This window comes from Robertmurraya mesotrionivorans, from assembly GCF_050971805.1.
GTDB lineage: Bacteria > Bacillota > Bacilli > Bacillales > Cytobacillaceae > Robertmurraya_A.
Window position 1 is genome coordinate 1 of sequence record NZ_JBPCCH010000033.1, and the last position, 17824, is coordinate 17824.

The following is a 17824-nucleotide window of genomic DNA, read 5'->3' on the forward strand; positions in this document are numbered from 1 at the left end:
AGGACAAAATGTATAACAAAATAAGGAGATTTTCAAACGTATTTTTATAAAAAGTGACAGGTATCTGAACCCGTTACTTTGATAGCCGGTTTTTTTGTTCTTCAGCTAAAGAAGGTTGTGTAAAAAGGTGAAACTTAAAGCTGACATTCTTAATTAGAAAGTCAGCTTTTATGTTGGGAACTTGTCATTGTGTTTGTGGCGCAGCCTTATAATAAATGCTGAAATAAACCTGTTATATAGGATAGTGCTTTTATAGTGAATGATTTTACCCAACTTACTTTACCTGGTTTTAAGTTGGGGTCCTCTATATACGATTCGTCCTTTGCTACTTTTAAGCTCTTTTTAAAGTATTGGTTCATTTCCTTTTCGAGATTTGTGGTAAATTCCACGCTATCAATGACGACCATGGACTCGGTATTCAAAAAAGCCGACCTGGCATCCACATTAAATGCTCCAATGGCACTCAATCGATCATCAAAGATAAATGTTTTGGCATGTATGGAGTCTGGCCCTTGATATTCCATTACGTTTATACCCTTTTTTACCATTCCGTTGATATGCTTTATATGCCCTGAATAAGCCATTACATTGGCTGTTGATGCCATGGAGTTCGTCAAAATCGTTGTCTTTTCCGGTGGTATTTGTAACGAATCCATATAGGTTCGCATTGGTTTTGTTGGAATCACATACGGGCTTTGAATGACTAAGGACTTTTTCGAATTCTTCATGAGATTCGTTAAATCATACCATGCCCAAGGTTCTTTATTAAATCTTTGTATAGGATTATGAATAAAGGTGACTTTTTTAGTAGGAAGGGATAATTTCACCCAATCATAATAAGTATTGAATAATTTTTTATCCGTTTTTCTCAAATTCTCTAGTTTCTGTTTTAATTGATGAGTGGCTTCTTTTGCTTTCTTCTGTTGGCGTGGTGATAGCTTATGAATAGGAACCTTTGTAATGGGATGGTCCCAGACTTCATTAAAGTAGCCTTCCATTTGATTCAAAACACTGTCTTCCTTTGTCGTGGGATTCGTATTAATGATCAGAACATCTCGGTCATTCGTAGGGGATTTTTCCCCTTCTTGAATAAAATAACGATTCCCGATATTTCTGCCGCCGATCAGTGCATACTTATTGTCGATAACAAGGATTTTATCATGAAGGCGATTATTCCATGTCCAAGGTAGCAAAGGATTAAAGGGTTCATAAAATCTAACATCGATATTTGGATGATTGATTAAGGCATATTGAAGATCTTTTAGACCAAATCTAAGACCATGGAAAATTCCATCCAAAAGGATTCTTACCTTTACGCCACGATCGGCCGCATCCAAAATCATTCCGAATATTAAATCGGTAATGTATCCTTTGTGAATCGCATAATAGGCGACATCAATAGACTCCTGTGCATTTTCCATTAAATTCACACGGGCAACCCCTGAATACGTTTTTTCTTCCAGCAGAATGACACGATCCTGGGATGCCTCATTTCCATAGAATCTTTCCACCTTATGATCTTTTTTATAGGCGCTACTAACCTGTGGATAATTAACTTTAAAAATAACAACGGCGAATATGGTAATGTACAGTAAATAAAAGATGAGAATAATCATAACCGCACTCCTAACTTTTTTTATTGAATGAACCTCCTTTCTAGCACATAAAAAGCCACAATAATTGTTAATAGTTTGTTCAACATTTTTTACAATATGAAATAACTTGGATTAGAAATGAAAAAAAGCCACGCCCTTATAAAAAATAGGGTAAGTTTGTAAAATAAACCCTTATGTAGTTCAGACAATAAAAGAACCCTTGTTTTCTACAACTAAACAAGGGTTCTTAAGGATACTTAAGTCTACTGTTTCCTTCTAAAAGGTTCAACAAACAAGCATTGATACAGGTAGTTAAGGATTGCTACTGCAATGCTTAAAAGGAATAGTTGCTTTCGGCTCATTCTTACCATTTTATATATTCCGATCTTCTCTGCTAGGGTAGTTATTGGGTAAGCAAATAAATAGTCAGCAAACACATTGGTAGTTAGATATAACCAAAATCTTTTATACGTTAATTTGAAGATCCAAAAGTTTAGGATTGTAAATGGCCCAAAAACAAATGATATATCTGTTGCTAATTTTGGAATAATAGGGTTTTTGACTTTCCACCATTTTAACTCTCGGGATAACTCACTTATTAGTGCAATTACTAAGTCACTAAAAATAATAGTAGGCAGGAAGCGAAAAAAAGAAGATTTACCTAACTTTACTACAGAAAACCAAGGTAATATGAGCAACAAATACATTTTCCACTTTTCCTTCATTTGAATACCTCCTAGTTTGGAAAAATATTTGCATGCATGCTAATCTAATGCGTACTTTGTTATTTTGCCTTATAGTAAAATTAATATCCTATTTGTAGGGCTAATAACAATCTTAAAGCAAAGATTGTTAATGCTCATTTGTATGGACTTTTGATAAGCAAAAAGCAATATCTAAGTTGACATTGCTTTTTTTGCTTCTGATATTGTGAAGAATAGGGGAGATTCCATCTGTCTATCTATAAACCTAATGTTTTATTCGGTACCTTAATTCTGAACGTAATATGATCATTTTTTAAATCAAAGCTTTGTACCTTTACTTTAAAGTTACTTTTCACTTCCATTTGTGTTACGCCAATATAGATCAGTTGATTTTTAGGATCAATTTCAACCCATTCAGGCGTTATTAATTCTTTCTTCACATATTCAAGAATCTTCTTTTCTGGCAATCCCAATAATCCAAGTGACATATCCGATGCATACAACACGAGGTCTCCGTTTTCTTGTACCGATGGTTCTAATGTGATTGATATTGGTATATCGGTCTGGAAGGCTTCGATTGACCCCAACAATTGAACATTTTCATCCAATTTGACTGTATATTTATCATCTTTATCCTTCATGAAATTATCTACATATTCATTGACAAGTTCATTCAAATTTTGCTTACTCGAAGTAATCGTAAATTCGGCTCCGGGTTCATCTTCAATTAATTCTTTACTAGGTATTTCTGTATCTGATATGGGCCATAGTAAAAAAATAAAGAAAAATAAAACAAAGCATACATTTACTCCAACGATACCTAAAAATAGTTGTTTCCATGACGGTTTTGTTTTTATTTGTATTTTCATCGACTTCACCTTCTATTTGATATCCTCATGTGGTAAATCAGTTTCTTCATCATATTTATTTAAATACTCAAGAACGCGCTGTGCCATTAATTTATACCCACTGGTATTTGGGTGAAAATTATCATAAGCTAATAGGTTGATGGTAGAATTAGAGAATAAGTCTTCTGTAGGAATATAGTATACATTCTCAAACTCTTCTGTAACTGATTCACTTGCTTGATTCCAATCATTAAGAATCATGTCTAGCTGCTCAATATTACCAAAGTAACGCTCAAATGGATTATAAAATCCAATCAAATAGATTTGAGTATCTGGATTTAATTCATTTATTTTATTAAAAATAGCTGTTAATCTCTCAACATATCTAATTTTTTCTTCTTGAAATGGCTCTATATTAAGGTTTGTATAATTACTTCTAACAACTTTCATAATATCATTTGCACCGATTGTGATTAAAACGATATCCGCATCCTTTATAGCTGATGAAATCTCTTCTTCTTCCAACCTTTTTAACAATTGGTCCGTTCGATTTCCTCTTTTTCCGAAGTTCTCAATGGAAATATTCATATGATTATCTTCGAATGTGTGTTTTAAAATTCCTACATAACCGCCACTTTCTGTTTCATCTCCGACGCCCTGAGTTAGTGAGTCACCAATAGAAACCATTTTTTTATCATGACTAAAAAAAGTAATGGCACCTTCTATTATTTCTCTGACTTTCTCTTTTACCGTCTCTGCTACGGGTTTATCATCAATGTCAGTTGCTGCTTCTTGTTGTTCTTCTTCCTCCGCTGTAGTATCAACAGAATGACTATCTTGTTCGTTATTAACATTTGATACAACACTCACAGGTCCTTCCTTCAGTTTACTAAAAGACGGAAGAAATAAATAAAGAAGGAAACATGCTAAAACCACACTAGATGTACTGATCCAAACCTTCCTTTTCTTCAAGTAATCACCACCAGTTTATATTAATATCGGTGTCTTCTGCATTTTAATAAGCCAACATATTATTTTATCATTCAATGACTAGTAAAATAAGAGAATTATATATATTTATCACTATTTTAAGGGATTTAAACTTTCGAACATTTTTATCAATTTTTCTACCACAGTATTCAACTAATGTCCTTAGTGAAACTCGTTTTAAAAAGGCTGTCATACCCAATGGCCCTGCACGGATAAAATCACTGAGTAGTTAAATAATGTAATATTGTGGTACAAATCTAATGAAACTTATGAATAATAGACACTTACTATGGAACAAAAAAACGAGCTACACCATAGATCGTAAGGATTTGCTTATCGCTTAGACAATAAACGATTATTTGTGAAATAATGATACTGCTAAATACCGTAGTGGCAACGTTGGATAGAATTGAAAAAGCTAACAAAGCGACTAATGGTTCATTAGAAGGCATTGTATTCCTTCTATGGATTTATATGGAGTAGTTTGTGGGATTCTTTACAGGGATGAAAATCTGTAAAACATTTGAAACATTAAAGCCAATTATTAGTTTATTCAACCATAATATTCCTGAATAGAATGTAAATATTTGTCGATTTTTAATAGTGGGATTTTTTTGTAATTAATGGTAATATCTGTAATAGCTACATAATATTACAAATTTCGGGAGGTATGGAGAAAAATGAAAAAATTGAAAGTTACTATTCTTGCATTAATTATGGCTTTGAGTATTCCGGCCATGGCTCTAGCTGCGGTAAATGTAAATAATGGAGCATTAAAATATAATGGTGGCCAAAATGATACAACAGTATACAGTGAAATTTGGGACAATATGACTTCTTATAGGGGCACAACAGAGGATAATGTGAATTATGGAGTTATTGCATCTGTTAAAGTTGGAAGTAATACCTATACATCTCAATGGCGTGTAGGATATGCTTATAAATCTGCTAGTAGAGTATGGTATGCAAATGAATCATCGCATTATAACTATGAAGTTATTACGACAAAATACTCATCAACTACCTGGGGGAAAACATATTAATAGGTTATTATAATACATTTTTATCTATTATGTAGCTAAGTTTAAATAGTTGGATATATATATCATATATATATCCAACTATTTAATTTGTTTAGAAAATAGTAAATTATATAATAAATAAAATAAATGATCTATAAAGAAGATGAAAGGAAATACATATGAAAAAAATATATACAATTTATTTGACTGGATTTATGATTATTTTTTCCTATATATTTACCTATTCTATATATGAAATTTATGGGCTTAACAATCTTGGAGATACTTCATTAAGTCAATACGAAATAAAGTATAATTCCGGAGAGGAATTAATAAAAGTATATAACGGTCTGATTGAAGAGGACGCTGTATTTCAAATAGTAAAGAATCCTATGTCAGAGGATAAAAATACATATTATGATATTTACCATACCGATATAAATTCAGTTAAAAAATTTGTTGGGATTTCAAATAATGTTTATCGCTATTTTCAAATGACAGTAGATGAGTTTGGTGATAGTAACGGATATTTTTATACTAATTTGTCTTATGATAACATTTTCGGAATTTCACAAGCAGCGGGAGTGGAAATAAGTCCAGTAAGTGGAAAGAAATTGTCTTATTCTAATATTTTTGCGAATAATTTTTTACAATTTCTCATATTGGGCGTAACTACATTGACGATTTTGTACATATATACAATATTCAGATATAAAACGAATGCTGTAAAAAAGTTAGCAGGATTTTCTCCTTCTAAAATAGTTTTTACAAATATAAGGGAAACTATAATAATAGAAGGAATCCTTATAACTGTATTGATTGTTGGATACTCTGTGTACTTTTGGTTAAACGATAAATTTTCTTGGACATATGTAATATTCTTATTCTTATTCTTATTATTAATTAGTATCATTACAATGCTACTTTTATTATTATTACAACATTTTATTAGAAAAATTGACATTGTCGACGTATTAAAAAACAAAGTTTTTTCAATAAGGCTATATATAATTCTATTTATAATTAAAATTATGTTAATTGTTGCCGTAACATTTGTAATGAATATTGGTCTTAATTATTATGGACAGCTAAATGAGGCATATAAAAAAACTGATGAGTACAAAATTTTAGATAAGCTTTATTCTTCCCACGGCAGAAATTCAGATGAATACGATAAATTAATAAATAACCCAGATAAATTGGAAGAAATCGCTAATAATGTAAAGGAAATGTATTTAAAGAACAATGATCAAGCGTATGTAATGTTTGATCCTGTTCGAGAAACTTTCCATGAACAATTCCTGGCAATGTTGGGTATGACACGGGAAGAGATTATGAATTCATACGAACGGAACTATGTGATTCTAAATAAAAATTATATAGAAGAATATACCGATGTCGAAGTGGAGTGGAACTTTGATGAAAAACTTCCAACCATTTTAGTACCAGAAAAGTACAGGGAGTTTGAAGGGGATATTAAAGAAATATATGTAGAAATGTATAACTCATCCTTAAATTATAATACAAGATACGGGATAGAAGTTGAAGAAGTTCGTATCACCGATATACAAATTATTTATATTAAAAATGGATTCAAATATAAGATATTAAGCTCAATCCCATATGAAAATGAAGTAGATATTGAACTAACCGATTCTATTATTGTATTGGATAATGGAAGTTTTGGAAGTGGATTCTATTACGATATGTTGGGTGCTTCTGAGTTAGCATTTCAACTAAAAGATAGAGATGAATTCAAAAACTTGTTAATCCAGTATGATCTAAACAATTTATATATGGCGAATACTTTGTTGACACCATTCGAATCAGTGATTAGTAGTTATAAATTTCTGTTGGATCAAACGAAACTTTTTGTTTTTCTGTTTACAATCTTATTAATTTTTATTATTTATATATCAAATTTTATCGATATGATTGTTAATGGAAAAATATATGCTACTCGGTATGTGCTAGGGTATCCAACACTGGGAAATTTAAGGATGAATATAATCATTACTATTGTTTTATTAGGTGTGGCCATTACTTTGTTTATATTAAAAATTAATATTATTATTTTCTTGATGTTTATTTTATATGATTTGATAACAATGCTCTATTTGTATAAGAGACTAATAGTAAATCAATTAGATAAAGTATTGAATGGAGGTCATTGATTTGGAAATCGTAAAATTAGAGAATATCTGCCAGGAATTTAAAGGGAATAAGGTGGTGGATAATGTTAATTTTTCTATAAGAGATGGTGAAATGGTTGCAATTATGGGGAAGAGTGGGAAAGGTAAAACTACGTTATTAAATATAATGGGATTAATTGCAAAACCCTCTTCTGGAGACTTACATTTATTTAATGAGAAAAATGTAGACATTAACACAAAAAATGCCATGCTATTAAGACGGCATAAGATTGGTTATTTATTTCAAAATTATGGTTTGGTAGAAGATGAGACAGTAAAATGGAATTTAAATATTGCATTAGAGTATAAAAATTTGTCGAAAAGAGAACGAGTTCTAAGAATTAAAGAAGCATTAAAGATTCTTAACTTAGAAGGATTAATAGAGAAAAAAGTATATATGTTAAGTGGAGGAGAACAACAAAGAATAGCCCTTCTAAAACTTTACTTACAAGAAAGCCAGCTAATATTGGCAGACGAACCCACGGGTTCGTTAGATGAAGAGAATCGTGATGTTATTATTAAAATGTTAAGGGACTTTAATAATGAGGGAAAGACAATTGTTATTGTAACTCATGATAATCATGTTGCTCAATCCTGCAATAGAATAATTAATCTATGAGATAAATATTAAAAGTCTGAAAAAAACAGGCCATCGGAAATCCGCTGATTGGCATAGGAACAACTAAAATAAAAAAGTTTGAAAGTTATTCTACTTAAAAGTAACTGGGGGATTCATCTAGGAAGGATTGAGGCTTCTTTTTGTTGAATTTCCTTATTTGAGAAAAGGAGCATGTTAGCTCAATAATCCTTTAATTCAACTAATAAAGGTTGTGTAATAATTTTATTTACATATTTATGCAATTCATTATAGGGGGAGGGGTTTGTGAATTTGTTTTGTGAATCCGAAAAACTAGATGACTATTTACTCGAATTAAATGAAGTTAATTATTCTAATCCAAAAATAAAAAAGAAAGCAGCTGAACTTTTCAATCCATCTCAAACGGAAATTGAAAAAGCTAAAATAGCTTTTGAATTTGTTCGTGATGAAATTTCTCATTCTTGGGATATTCAATCGAAGCGAGTTACTTGTAATGCTTCAGACGTATTAAACTTTAAAGAGGGAATATGCTATGCAAAGTCACACCTATTAGCGGCTTTATTGCGTTCACAGGGAATACCAACAGGTTTCTGTTACCAAAGATTGATGTTATTTGATACTCCAGATAAAGGGTATTGTATTCACGCTTTAAATGCTATCTTCTTTAAATCACTTAATAAATGGATTAGGGTAGATGCTCGTGGAAATAAAAAGGAAATTGATGCCCAATTTTCAATTGAAGAAGAAAAATTAGCTTTTGCCATTAATGAAAAACTTGATGAAAAAGATTATCCAGTTATCTATGCTAAGCCTCATCCTAAAATTGTGACTGTTTTAGAAGAAAATACAAATACAATAGAAATGTATAAACATCACTTGCCAAAGGATTTGTAGTTGTTTCACGAACGGCGTCTTTAGTACAACAATAAAACAAGGAGCCTAAACAAGTTTTTATGTACAACTTGTATGTTTCGACTTTTACTAGAATAAAGAAGCAGGCAAAACTCCCATCTACATGGAGTTTTGCCTGCTTCTATTTATATATATTAAGCGCTATGCTCAGCGATAGCGTTAGCTTTAGTTACTTTTAGATCAAAACGATCAGCATTCATTACCTTCACCCAAGCAGCGATGAAGTCTTTAACAAATTTCTCTTTGTTATCTTCTTGAGCATACACTTCAGCGATCGCACGTAAAATGGAGTTTGAACCGAACACTAGGTCCACTCTAGTTGCTGTTTTTACTACTTCACCTGTGTTACGATCACGTCCTTCATATACGCTTCCGTCTACAGGTTTCCATTCTACACCCATGTCGAGTAAGTTCACGAAGAAATCGTTTGTTAGTGTTCCTACACGATCAGTGAATACACCGTGATTAGTACCACCATAGTTAGTACCTAACACACGCATACCACCAATAAGAACAGTCATTTCTGGTGCTGTAAGGCCAAGAAGTTGTGCCTTGTCTACAAGAAGCTCTTCTGAAGTAACGCTGTACTCTTTCTTCTGGTAGTTGCGGAAACCATCAGCAACAGGCTCTAGTACGTCAAAGCTTTCTGCATCCGTTTGTTCTTGTGTTGCATCACCACGTCCAGGAGCAAACGGAACTGTTACATCAAAACCTGCTTCTTGTGCAGCTTTTTCTACTGCAGCAGAACCACCTAGTACAATTAGGTCGGCAAGGCTGACATTCTTATCAAGATGCTTTTGAATGTCTTCTAGTACAGAAAGGACTTTTGTAAGTTGTTCTGGTTGGTTTACTTCCCATTCCTTCTGTGGAGTAAGGCGGATACGGGCACCATTTGCGCCACCACGATTATCTGAGCCACGGAAAGTACTTGCTGAAGCCCAAGCAGTTGTCACTAGCTCGCTGATTGTGAGTCCAGAGTCAAGGATCAATACCTTGATTTTTGCTACTTCTTCTTCAGTTAATTCATAATCAACCGGTGGTACAGGATCTTGCCAGATAAGATCTTCTTCTGGAACTTCTGGACCAAGGTATCTTGCTTTAGGACCCATGTCACGGTGTAAAAGTTTGAACCATGCGCGAGCAAATGCATCAGCAAACTCATCAGGATTTGCATGGAAACGACGTGAAATCTTCTCGTAAATTGGGTCATGACGCAATGCTAAATCCGAGGTAAACATAACCGTCGGAACTTTCTTAGATGAATCTGCTGCATCTGGTGCCAGATCTTTTTCAGCTGGATCTACGGCCATCCATTGATATGCCCCTGCAGGACTCTTCGTCAACCACCATTCATATCCAAACAATAAATCAAAGAACCCATTATCCCACTGTGTTGGATTCGCTGTCCAAGAACCTTCAAGACCACTTGAGATCGTGTCACGGCCATTGCCAGTACCGTGTGAACTTAGCCAACCTAGGCCTTGTGCTTCAATAGGAGCTGCCTCTGGATCTGGACCAACATGAGCTGCATCTGCTGCACCGTGTGCCTTACCAAAAGTATGGCCCCCAGCGATTAGTGCAACGGTTTCTTCGTCATTCATTCCCATACGGGCGAACGTTTCGCGAATGTCATGTGCGCTTTTTAATGGATCTGGCTTGCCATTTGGACCTTCTGGGTTTACATAAATAAGTCCCATTTGAACAGCAGCAAGTGGATTTTCAAGCTCACGTTCACCAGTGTAACGGTTATCACCTAGCATTTCAGTTTCAGAACCCCAGTAGATGTCTTCTTCTGGATGCCAAATGTCTGCGCGTCCGCCACCAAAACCAAATGTCTTTAAGCCCATTGATTCAAGTGCAACGTTTCCTGTTAGAAGCAATAAGTCAGCCCAAGAAATCTTGTTACCATACTTTTGCTTAATTGGCCATAATAGCCTACGTGCTTTATCAACGTTTACGTTATCAGCCCAGCTGTTTAGTGGAGCAAAACGCTGATTGCCGGTTCCACCGCCACCACGGCCGTCACCAGAACGGTATGTACCAGCTGCGTGCCAAGACATACGAATAAACATTGGACCATAATGACCATAGTCAGCTGGCCACCAATCTTGACTGTCTGTCATTAAATTGCGAAGATCTTGCTTTAGAGCCTCGTAATCTAACTTTTGAAATTCTTCTGCATAATTAAAATCTTCTCCTAACGGATTAGATTTTTTGTCATGTTGACGTAGTATATTTAAGTTTAATTGATTTGGCCAAAAGTCTTTATTTGTTGTACCACTTGATTTAGGAGTAGTCGTGCTGCCGTGGTTAAACGGGCATTTCCCAGCGTTTGTAGAGCTAAAACCTTCCATTATCTCAATCTCTCCTTTTGTAAAGTAAGTATTAGAATAATTACATCTATGAAAATATAATTATTACTTTATAGTTATTATAAAATAAGATTCATTAAATTGAAAGAAATATCTTGTGAAGAATATAAAAAAATGAATTTCTATCATAATTAGTAGGATTATCTAGTTAATATATATGTTTTAATTGGAGTAAAAGAAGTCTAATCTTAAAGAAAATTAGAAAGAATAATTGAGAATAAGAGTGTATAGGGATTTTTAGATGAGAATGATACTTTCTGATAACAGTTGAAAAATGTAACTTACTAGCATTTAGTGATGCCAAACAGAGTCTTCCAAAGAGTTCTTTTTGTTAAAATAAGATTATTAGTAAGAATAAATAAGAGGTGGCTGTATTGGATTCTAAAACATTGAATAAAATCAGAACAGGAATAGCTCAAGGATTAAAATACGAGAGAGAGTTACAAGAAAAAAGGGAGCAGAAGTTGTGGAGAAATGTTAGTGAGCCTTTTCAATTAGAAAGTGTGCTTAACTCTCTTTCAAAAACTGAATTGGATAAAATACGTAAGAATCTTGATTTAAAAGGAATCAGTGGCTTGAATAAAGGTGATTTAATAAAGGAACTGGTGAGTGCCATTCCAAACCATTTACCCAGGATTCTTTCTAGATTTGACAAAGAAAGGTATGTTCTTTTAAAAAATATAGTGAAAAATTCAGGTAAGCTCCCATTGCCAAGGAATGTATCTGTGAAAAAAGTGGAGGCATTGATGACTTGGGGAGTAATCTTTCCCATCCATTTAGAAGGAGGTAAAGGATTAGCTGTCCCTAGTGAAATTATAGAACAATTTTATGCGTTAGAGTGTCAGGAATTTCAAAAAATTATTGACAGAAATACAGAGTGGATTCACCTATCCCAAGGGTTGCTTTATTACAATGGGATCATGAGCCCTAAAGTGTTAGTTAACAAGGTGAGCGACTTATTGAAGCAAGAAATAGATTTCTTAGAATTTTTACATGTATTTACTAGTGCAAGCGACTATTATAAGCAAACCACTGAATCAGCCTATGGTCTAGTGGATAAGAGAGTGTTCGACCAGAAGGAGATATTTCTTGAAATTGAAAAGCGACCAAGTATAGACTATTACCCTTTTACAAAACAGCAACTCTTAAAAGCAGGTAAACCAGGATACGTTGAAAAAACAAGAGAAATGAAAAGCTTGATTCAATTTTTACAACAGTATTATGATGTGACAGCTGAGGATACGGAGGATCTTGCAGAACAGTTAAATATCATGATATTTAATGATGGTAGTTTGAATCAAGCGGTAGAATATTTTCAACAACGAATCGAATTTCCTGATTTGGAATTCGTCCACGAACTCGCTTATCATCTGACAGAATTATTTAATCACTCTAGAAGGTGGATCTTGAAAGGTCACACACCGAGGGAAATCTCTCAAGGGAGCAAATCAAAGAATGCTCCACCTGCAGTTCTAGCCAATCCTCAACCTTCATCCAATGTGATTGACTTCAAAAGTCGGAAGGCAATCGGTCGTAACGATCCATGTCCGTGTGGCAGTGGTAAGAAGCATAAAAAGTGCTGTCTGAAGTAGCCTAATGTCACTAATACTAAATCTTTATCAATCATTCACAGCTTTCGTGCCAGCTTGGACTTATTACCAAAAAATATGAGAGTAATAGTAGACTACATTAAGAGGGACCGGATATGAACATTTATAATTTTGAGAGTTATATAAACAAAACTATTTTAGACAGAGGGTACAGCTATTACAATGAAGGACATGTCGTAGAATCCTATAAACAAGGTGAAAACGAATTAAATAATGCTTTATAAGCCAAAAAGAGCCGTTATGGCTCTTTTGAGATTATGGGGATGAGGCCATTAAAATGAAATGTTAAGTAATTGGAGAGTATGTAGCGCATTGTCCAAAAAAAGAAGGAAAATATAAAAGATTGGAGAATAATTAAAATTAGATTGTGAGGGAGGTGTTGATGATTTGAAAAACTAATATTTTGATTGTATATTTGCTTAGGAAGGTTGTGATACAGAGCTCTGCACAGATTTTTCCTCATCTAGTTAATGTTAATAACTCCATTCTATCAGCCAACACTATATGTTTTCCACGATTGCCTCAAAATTCAATTTGCCCACACTACCCTAATGAATAATTCGTCCCTATATAGTTAATAGAAAGGAAGATGTTTTTGGAGAATCAATCGAATAAAGTGGTACTTTTTTCTGAAAAAATAAATGAAGAACTACTAGGAATTACTAATGATTTGATGTATTTTGCTTTAGAACAATATGAAAATGAAATTATGCCAGAATTAGAGCTTTTTTTCGACCAGTTTCCTTTAACTGAGGAAGAAAAAGGATATTATTACCCGTATTATTTTTGGTGGAAGGTGTTTTGTTCACGGAGTACTATTACTAACAATAAAACCATTTACCAAATGTTTTTACACAAAAATCGGTTCAAGTTTAAGAAGAAAAATCAACTCATGAGAACACTATTACAGTGGCAATATGTGATTCCAAGCTATTTTTATATAGAGAAAAAGGCATCTCAAAGGGTATTCGGCCTATTTGATATCTTTGATTACCGCGATTATAAAGTCGTAATTGTCCCCCAAGAAACGTTTACACATCCAGCTAGCAATGATGTACTTGCTGGAATGGTACTCCCCTTAGCTGATGGCGGATATTTTTCCGTAATTGACTTCTTCATTATTCCCGAAAAGATAAGAGCCCCATTAATTTCAAAACTCATAAGCTTCTACCAAAGTAATAGTACTATTAGTACGGGAGAATTTTTTTCTAGACATTATCCTCTAATGCTAAAAATGACGATTGATCATTTAATGGAAAATAATATGAAGGTACATTGATTTATTTAGGTATTATTCTTAAAATGCTTATTGAACTATGTTCACGTGGTTTGTGTGTATATAATAATGTTAGAATAATGTTATTAGGGAGGAAGAATATGAATATCAAGCCTTCAACAACGATTCGTCAAGACTATAACGGATTTTCAAAATATTGTCATGAATTGGATGAACCCGTGGTACTCACTCTTAATGGAGAAGCTGATTTGGTTGTCATGAGTCATGAAACTTTCAGAAGGATGGAAGCCCGGAATAAATTATAATCTAAGCTCCTAGTTGCAGAAAAACAGGTTGCACAAGGGTCTGAATTAATAAATCATGAGCAATTAATTGAAGGCATTCGGAGAAAAATCAATGAAGCAAAAGAAACAAATTAAATATACCCCTGCTGCAACTGATGATATGCATGAGATTTTTTCTTATATTTCACATGATAATGTCTCTGCAGTCGAAACTCTCCTTGAGAAACTAAATGCTCAAATAGAAAGACTTGCTGACTTTCCTCATCTAGGAACCGTGCTTTCTGAAGAAAAATATACTCATGTTGAGCGGGGATTTCGCTTTATTGTCGTTCATCCATTTAATTTTTTACAAAATTTAGGTGATTCAATTATTATTTATAGAATACTTCATGGGCGAAAAGATTATCTTCGTGACTTATTTGATGATTTCTATAATGGAAAGTAATTACCATGTAAGTAGTAAATTTAACACTTTTTAAAATGCGCATCCAATTGTTAGACACAAATAACAGTTGGATGGGCATTTTTTTGCCTAAAATCATTAGGACACAAAGTGTAGATCTAGTGCCCGCCGATACCAGAATTTAGTAGAGTAAGGTCACTAAGTCTTGAACGTAAGTTTTCTATACCACCTACACATACCGATCCCGACCAGATAACATCCCAAATACCGTTAAAATAACCGATACGACAATCAGCATAATTAGAGGAATTGTCCATGCATGTGTGAGGTCATATAAATATCCGATAAACAAAGGACCGACTGCTGCAAGAACATATCCTGTTGATTGGGCCATCCCCGATAAAGCTGCCGTCTGTTGGCCGGTTTGGGTGCGGAGTCCTATATAAGTAAGAGCTAACGGAAAGCTTCCGCCCAATGCTATTCCAATAAAGATGATACTTACGATTAGAACCGGATAAGTTGAACCGAGCAATAATCCGCTATACCCTAGTACAGCAAACAGTCCTAGGAAAAAAGAGAGCCACACCTGTGACTGAAAACGACCGGCAAGGACCGGTATAACAAAGCTTGCGGGCAATCCAACGAGCTGGGTAAAGGATAGCAGCCATCCTGCTGTTAGTATGCTTATCCCATGGCTATGTAAGATTTCCGTTAACCATGAAATCGTGACGTAAAAGGAGAACGACTGAAACCCCATGAATATCGCGATTTGCCAGGCAAGTGATGAACGCCATATCTGCTTGGAAGACGTTCTTTGCTGCTGTTGGCTTCCGCTTTTCCCTTCTTCCCTATACTTAAAAAGGAACCCCCACAAGATAAGAGCAATAATGACTGGTATCCCCCAGACGATTTGCGCTCCCTGCCACCCAAGATCCAAGTCAACGGCTAAAGGAACGCTGATTCCTGATGCTAAAGAGGCGACCAATCCCATGGATGTGGAATATACACTGGTCATCAGCCCAAACTTTTTGGGAAAACGTTCCTTAACTACCGCGGGCAAAAGGACATTGCCTATCGCGATGCCTAAGCCGACCAAAAGAGTCCCAGCAAAAAGTAAAAATGGCGTGGGAATCGAGCGAATGGAAATGCCGAACAAAAGAGTGGTTAACCCAATCAATAAGGTCCGTTCATTTGTCAGCCGAGCCGCTATCTTAGGAACAAGAGGGGACATGACGGCAAATACGAGTAACGGCAGACTCATCAATAGCCCTGCACTCCAGTGTGCCAGTCCAACATCCTCTTGAATCATTCCGACCAAAGGGCCCAATGATGTGATGGCTGGGCGTAGGTTAAAGGCAATAAGGATAATTCCAGCGATCAACATATAGATATAATTTGAATGTGAATATGCCTTGGTTTTTAGTAATTCCATCAAGTGATCCTCCGTTAAGACAAACTTTCTACAGTATAGCATACATAAAGTAGAGGGTTAATAAACAAGTCCCAGTTTCCAGAGGTGCCGGTCCTTATTTCATACCCTATAAATAACCTTGGAGGCAATCCCATATATATATGAGTAAAAAGCCAACAGGAGAAAAACATTGGATAAACAAAATAGCAAATTTAGATGGGTTGTCTTTGCTACTGTACTGTTTACTTATATGTTAATGGCGAGCCAGCGAACCGCCCCAGGACTGATTACAGACCAAGTGATGAGGGATTTTCAGGTAACCGCCTCCACGATCGGGTTACTGACAAGTATACAATTTTTTGTATATACGGGTTTGCAAATTCCGATGGGGATTTTGGCAGATCGATACGGCCCTAATTTTTTTCTAATTGTCGGTGCGATCCTTACAGGTGTAGGAACGATTATTTATAGTCTTGGTACGCATGAATTTGTCCTGATTTTTGCGAGAATATTGACGGGGACGGGAGATGCAACAATCTGGGTCAATATGGTGTTAATACTAGGGCAATGGTTTAATCGAAAGGAATTTGTTCGTTTAATTGGTCTTGCAGGTATGACAGGAAGCTTGGGTTTCCTTTTAGCGACTGTCCCATTCTCTGCTTGGATTAGCTTCCTTGGATGGAGGACAGCCTTTTTTTCGGCAGGACTGCTACTATGTCTGTGTGGCATTCTCCTTTATATAGTACTTTTAAAAAAACCAAAACAACTTTCTCTGATAGATACGGCGTCTGCAAAAAATGAGATACCACGAGAAAAAACACTAGCCTTACTACGAAGAATTTTTTCGAACCGACAGGTATGGGCGTTATTCTGTTGTCATTTTGGGGTTGTCGGTGCGTATATAGGATTTATCGGTTCCTGGGCTGTACCTTATGGCATGACGGTGTATGGAATGACGAGATCAGATGCGAGTCAGTTTATCATGATTGGTTTGATTGGGGCATTGATAGGAGCGCCTCTAGCTAGCTGGATTTCAAGTCGGTTAGGAACCATTAAACGGCCTTATGTGATGGTTCATCTCCTTACTTTGTTAGGGTGGGTTTGCTTCCTCTTCTATCATGGGAATCCGCCTGTTTCCATGCTTTACTTGCTGTTCTTTATGATTGGCTTTGGATTTGGGGCAAGTGCCTTAACCTTTGCACTCGTTCGGCAAACGTTTCCTATCATTGAATCAGGCATTGTCTCTGGGGTTGCTAATACGGGGGGATTTCTAAGTGCCGTCCTGCTGCCAAGCAGTTTTGGAATCGTGTTGGATCATTTTCAGTCTGCATTAGGAACTATAGGTGACGGATACTACTACGGATTCATCACGCCCGTTGTCTTTTCTATGATTGGCTTAATTGGAGTGAGTATGATTAAGGAACAACGTCAAAAGGAGAGGACATATAATCAGTAACCACACTTCTTAAATTGTAAAAATTTTTTTAGTATTTCGAATGCGTTTTCAGATATGAATAGATTCATGCTCTTATGATAATAGGCCGATGCCATTTTAACTGTAAACAAATGGATGAAAGGAATATTATCCTATTGATTTAGATATTTGAACAGAATAGAATGTTCACTGTAAACAGAATTATGCAGGA

16 protein-coding genes are annotated in these 17824 nt (G+C 35.0%); 9 read left to right on the plus strand and 7 right to left on the minus strand.

Annotation, left to right across the window (positions count from 1 at the left end):
* Positions 1-206 precede the first annotated feature (206 nt).
* The 5 genes from ACRX5O_RS24085 to ACRX5O_RS24105 form a co-directional block, all read right to left on the minus strand.
* Positions 207-1616: a phospholipase D-like domain-containing protein gene (locus ACRX5O_RS24085; protein WP_433908266.1), complete on the minus strand. Its 1410-nt coding sequence runs from the start codon at positions 1614-1616 to the stop codon at positions 207-209.
* Between the two features lie 242 nt (positions 1617-1858).
* On the minus strand, positions 1859-2320 hold the full coding sequence (locus ACRX5O_RS24090; RefSeq protein ID WP_433908267.1) for a hypothetical protein: 462 nt from the start codon (positions 2318-2320) through the stop codon (positions 1859-1861).
* 236 nt (positions 2321-2556) lie between these two features.
* A complete protein-coding gene (locus tag ACRX5O_RS24095) occupies positions 2557-3168 on the minus strand; it encodes a YpmS family protein (protein ID WP_433908268.1) in 612 nt (203 codons plus the stop codon).
* 12 nt (positions 3169-3180) lie between these two features.
* Positions 3181-4119 carry an SGNH/GDSL hydrolase family protein gene (locus ACRX5O_RS24100; RefSeq protein WP_433908269.1) on the minus strand — a complete coding sequence of 313 codons (939 nt, stop codon included), beginning with the start codon at positions 4117-4119 and terminating at the stop codon, positions 3181-3183.
* Between the two features lie 305 nt (positions 4120-4424).
* Positions 4425-4589 (minus strand): hypothetical protein, encoded by a 165-nt coding sequence (locus tag ACRX5O_RS24105; protein WP_433908270.1) that lies wholly within the window; start codon positions 4587-4589, stop codon positions 4425-4427.
* Positions 4590-4817: 228 nt separating this feature from the next.
* Between ACRX5O_RS24105 and ACRX5O_RS24110 the strand changes: the two genes are divergently transcribed.
* The 4 genes from ACRX5O_RS24110 (at position 4818) to ACRX5O_RS24125 (ending at position 8843) form a co-directional block, all read left to right on the plus strand.
* Positions 4818-5180, plus strand: a complete 363-nt coding sequence (locus tag ACRX5O_RS24110; RefSeq protein WP_433908271.1) for a hypothetical protein — start codon at positions 4818-4820, stop codon at positions 5178-5180.
* A gap of 158 nt (positions 5181-5338) precedes the next feature.
* Positions 5339-7333: a hypothetical protein gene (locus ACRX5O_RS24115; RefSeq protein ID WP_433908272.1), complete on the plus strand. Its 1995-nt coding sequence runs from the start codon at positions 5339-5341 to the stop codon at positions 7331-7333.
* A gap of 1 nt (position 7334) precedes the next feature.
* A complete protein-coding gene (locus ACRX5O_RS24120; protein ID WP_433908273.1) occupies positions 7335-7970 on the plus strand; it encodes a putative bacteriocin export ABC transporter in 636 nt (211 codons plus the stop codon).
* Positions 7971-8234: 264 nt separating this feature from the next.
* Positions 8235-8843 (plus strand): transglutaminase-like domain-containing protein, encoded by a 609-nt coding sequence (locus ACRX5O_RS24125; RefSeq protein WP_433908274.1) that lies wholly within the window; start codon positions 8235-8237, stop codon positions 8841-8843.
* Positions 8844-8995: 152 nt separating this feature from the next.
* Here ACRX5O_RS24125 and katG read toward each other — a convergent pair whose 3' ends face one another.
* Positions 8996-11215, minus strand: a complete 2220-nt coding sequence (gene katG, locus ACRX5O_RS24130) for a catalase/peroxidase HPI (RefSeq protein ID WP_433908275.1) — start codon at positions 11213-11215, stop codon at positions 8996-8998.
* Positions 11216-11607: 392 nt separating this feature from the next.
* Here katG and ACRX5O_RS24135 point away from each other — a divergent pair, with 392 nt between their 5' ends.
* The 4 genes from ACRX5O_RS24135 (at position 11608) to ACRX5O_RS24150 (ending at position 14809) form a co-directional block, all read left to right on the plus strand.
* On the plus strand, positions 11608-12825 hold the full coding sequence (locus ACRX5O_RS24135) for a YecA family protein (protein WP_433908276.1): 1218 nt from the start codon (positions 11608-11610) through the stop codon (positions 12823-12825).
* Positions 12826-13438: 613 nt separating this feature from the next.
* Positions 13439-14122, plus strand: a complete 684-nt coding sequence (locus ACRX5O_RS24140) for a hypothetical protein (RefSeq protein ID WP_433908277.1) — start codon at positions 13439-13441, stop codon at positions 14120-14122.
* A 98-nt stretch (positions 14123-14220) separates the two neighbouring features.
* Positions 14221-14385 carry a hypothetical protein gene (locus ACRX5O_RS24145; protein WP_433908278.1) on the plus strand — a complete coding sequence of 55 codons (165 nt, stop codon included), beginning with the start codon at positions 14221-14223 and terminating at the stop codon, positions 14383-14385.
* Between the two features lie 91 nt (positions 14386-14476).
* On the plus strand, positions 14477-14809 hold the full coding sequence (locus ACRX5O_RS24150; RefSeq protein WP_433908279.1) for a type II toxin-antitoxin system RelE/ParE family toxin: 333 nt from the start codon (positions 14477-14479) through the stop codon (positions 14807-14809).
* Positions 14810-14996: 187 nt separating this feature from the next.
* On the opposite strand, the gene ACRX5O_RS24155 is transcribed toward ACRX5O_RS24150, so the two are convergent.
* Complete coding sequence (locus tag ACRX5O_RS24155) at positions 14997-16199, minus strand: CynX/NimT family MFS transporter (RefSeq protein WP_433908280.1); 1203 nt, start codon at positions 16197-16199, stop codon at positions 14997-14999.
* A 169-nt stretch (positions 16200-16368) separates the two neighbouring features.
* Between ACRX5O_RS24155 and ACRX5O_RS24160 the strand changes: the two genes are divergently transcribed.
* Complete coding sequence (locus ACRX5O_RS24160; RefSeq protein WP_433908281.1) at positions 16369-17634, plus strand: MFS transporter; 1266 nt, start codon at positions 16369-16371, stop codon at positions 17632-17634.
* The last annotated feature ends 190 nt before the right edge of the window (positions 17635-17824 follow it).

Bases quoted from the DNA above. Each gene is read 5' to 3' on its own strand.
- ACRX5O_RS24145 (WP_433908278.1), top strand. From the start codon at position 14,221: ATGAATATCAAGCCTTCAACAACGATTCGTCAAGACTATAACGGATTT.
- ACRX5O_RS24150 (WP_433908279.1), top strand. From the start codon at position 14,477: ATGAAGCAAAAGAAACAAATTAAATATACCCCTGCTGCAACTGATGAT.
- ACRX5O_RS24110 (WP_433908271.1), top strand. From the start codon at position 4,818: ATGAAAAAATTGAAAGTTACTATTCTTGCATTAATTATGGCTTTGAGT.
- ACRX5O_RS24095 (WP_433908268.1), bottom strand. From the start codon at position 3,168: ATGAAAATACAAATAAAAACAAAACCGTCATGGAAACAACTATTTTTA.
- ACRX5O_RS24085 (WP_433908266.1), bottom strand. From the start codon at position 1,616: ATGATTATTCTCATCTTTTATTTACTGTACATTACCATATTCGCCGTT.
- ACRX5O_RS24090 (WP_433908267.1), bottom strand. From the start codon at position 2,320: ATGAAGGAAAAGTGGAAAATGTATTTGTTGCTCATATTACCTTGGTTT.
- ACRX5O_RS24155 (WP_433908280.1), bottom strand. From the start codon at position 16,199: ATGGAATTACTAAAAACCAAGGCATATTCACATTCAAATTATATCTAT.
- ACRX5O_RS24105 (WP_433908270.1), bottom strand. From the start codon at position 4,589: ATGCCTTCTAATGAACCATTAGTCGCTTTGTTAGCTTTTTCAATTCTA.
- ACRX5O_RS24115 (WP_433908272.1), top strand. From the start codon at position 5,339: ATGAAAAAAATATATACAATTTATTTGACTGGATTTATGATTATTTTT.
- katG (WP_433908275.1), bottom strand. From the start codon at position 11,215: ATGGAAGGTTTTAGCTCTACAAACGCTGGGAAATGCCCGTTTAACCAC.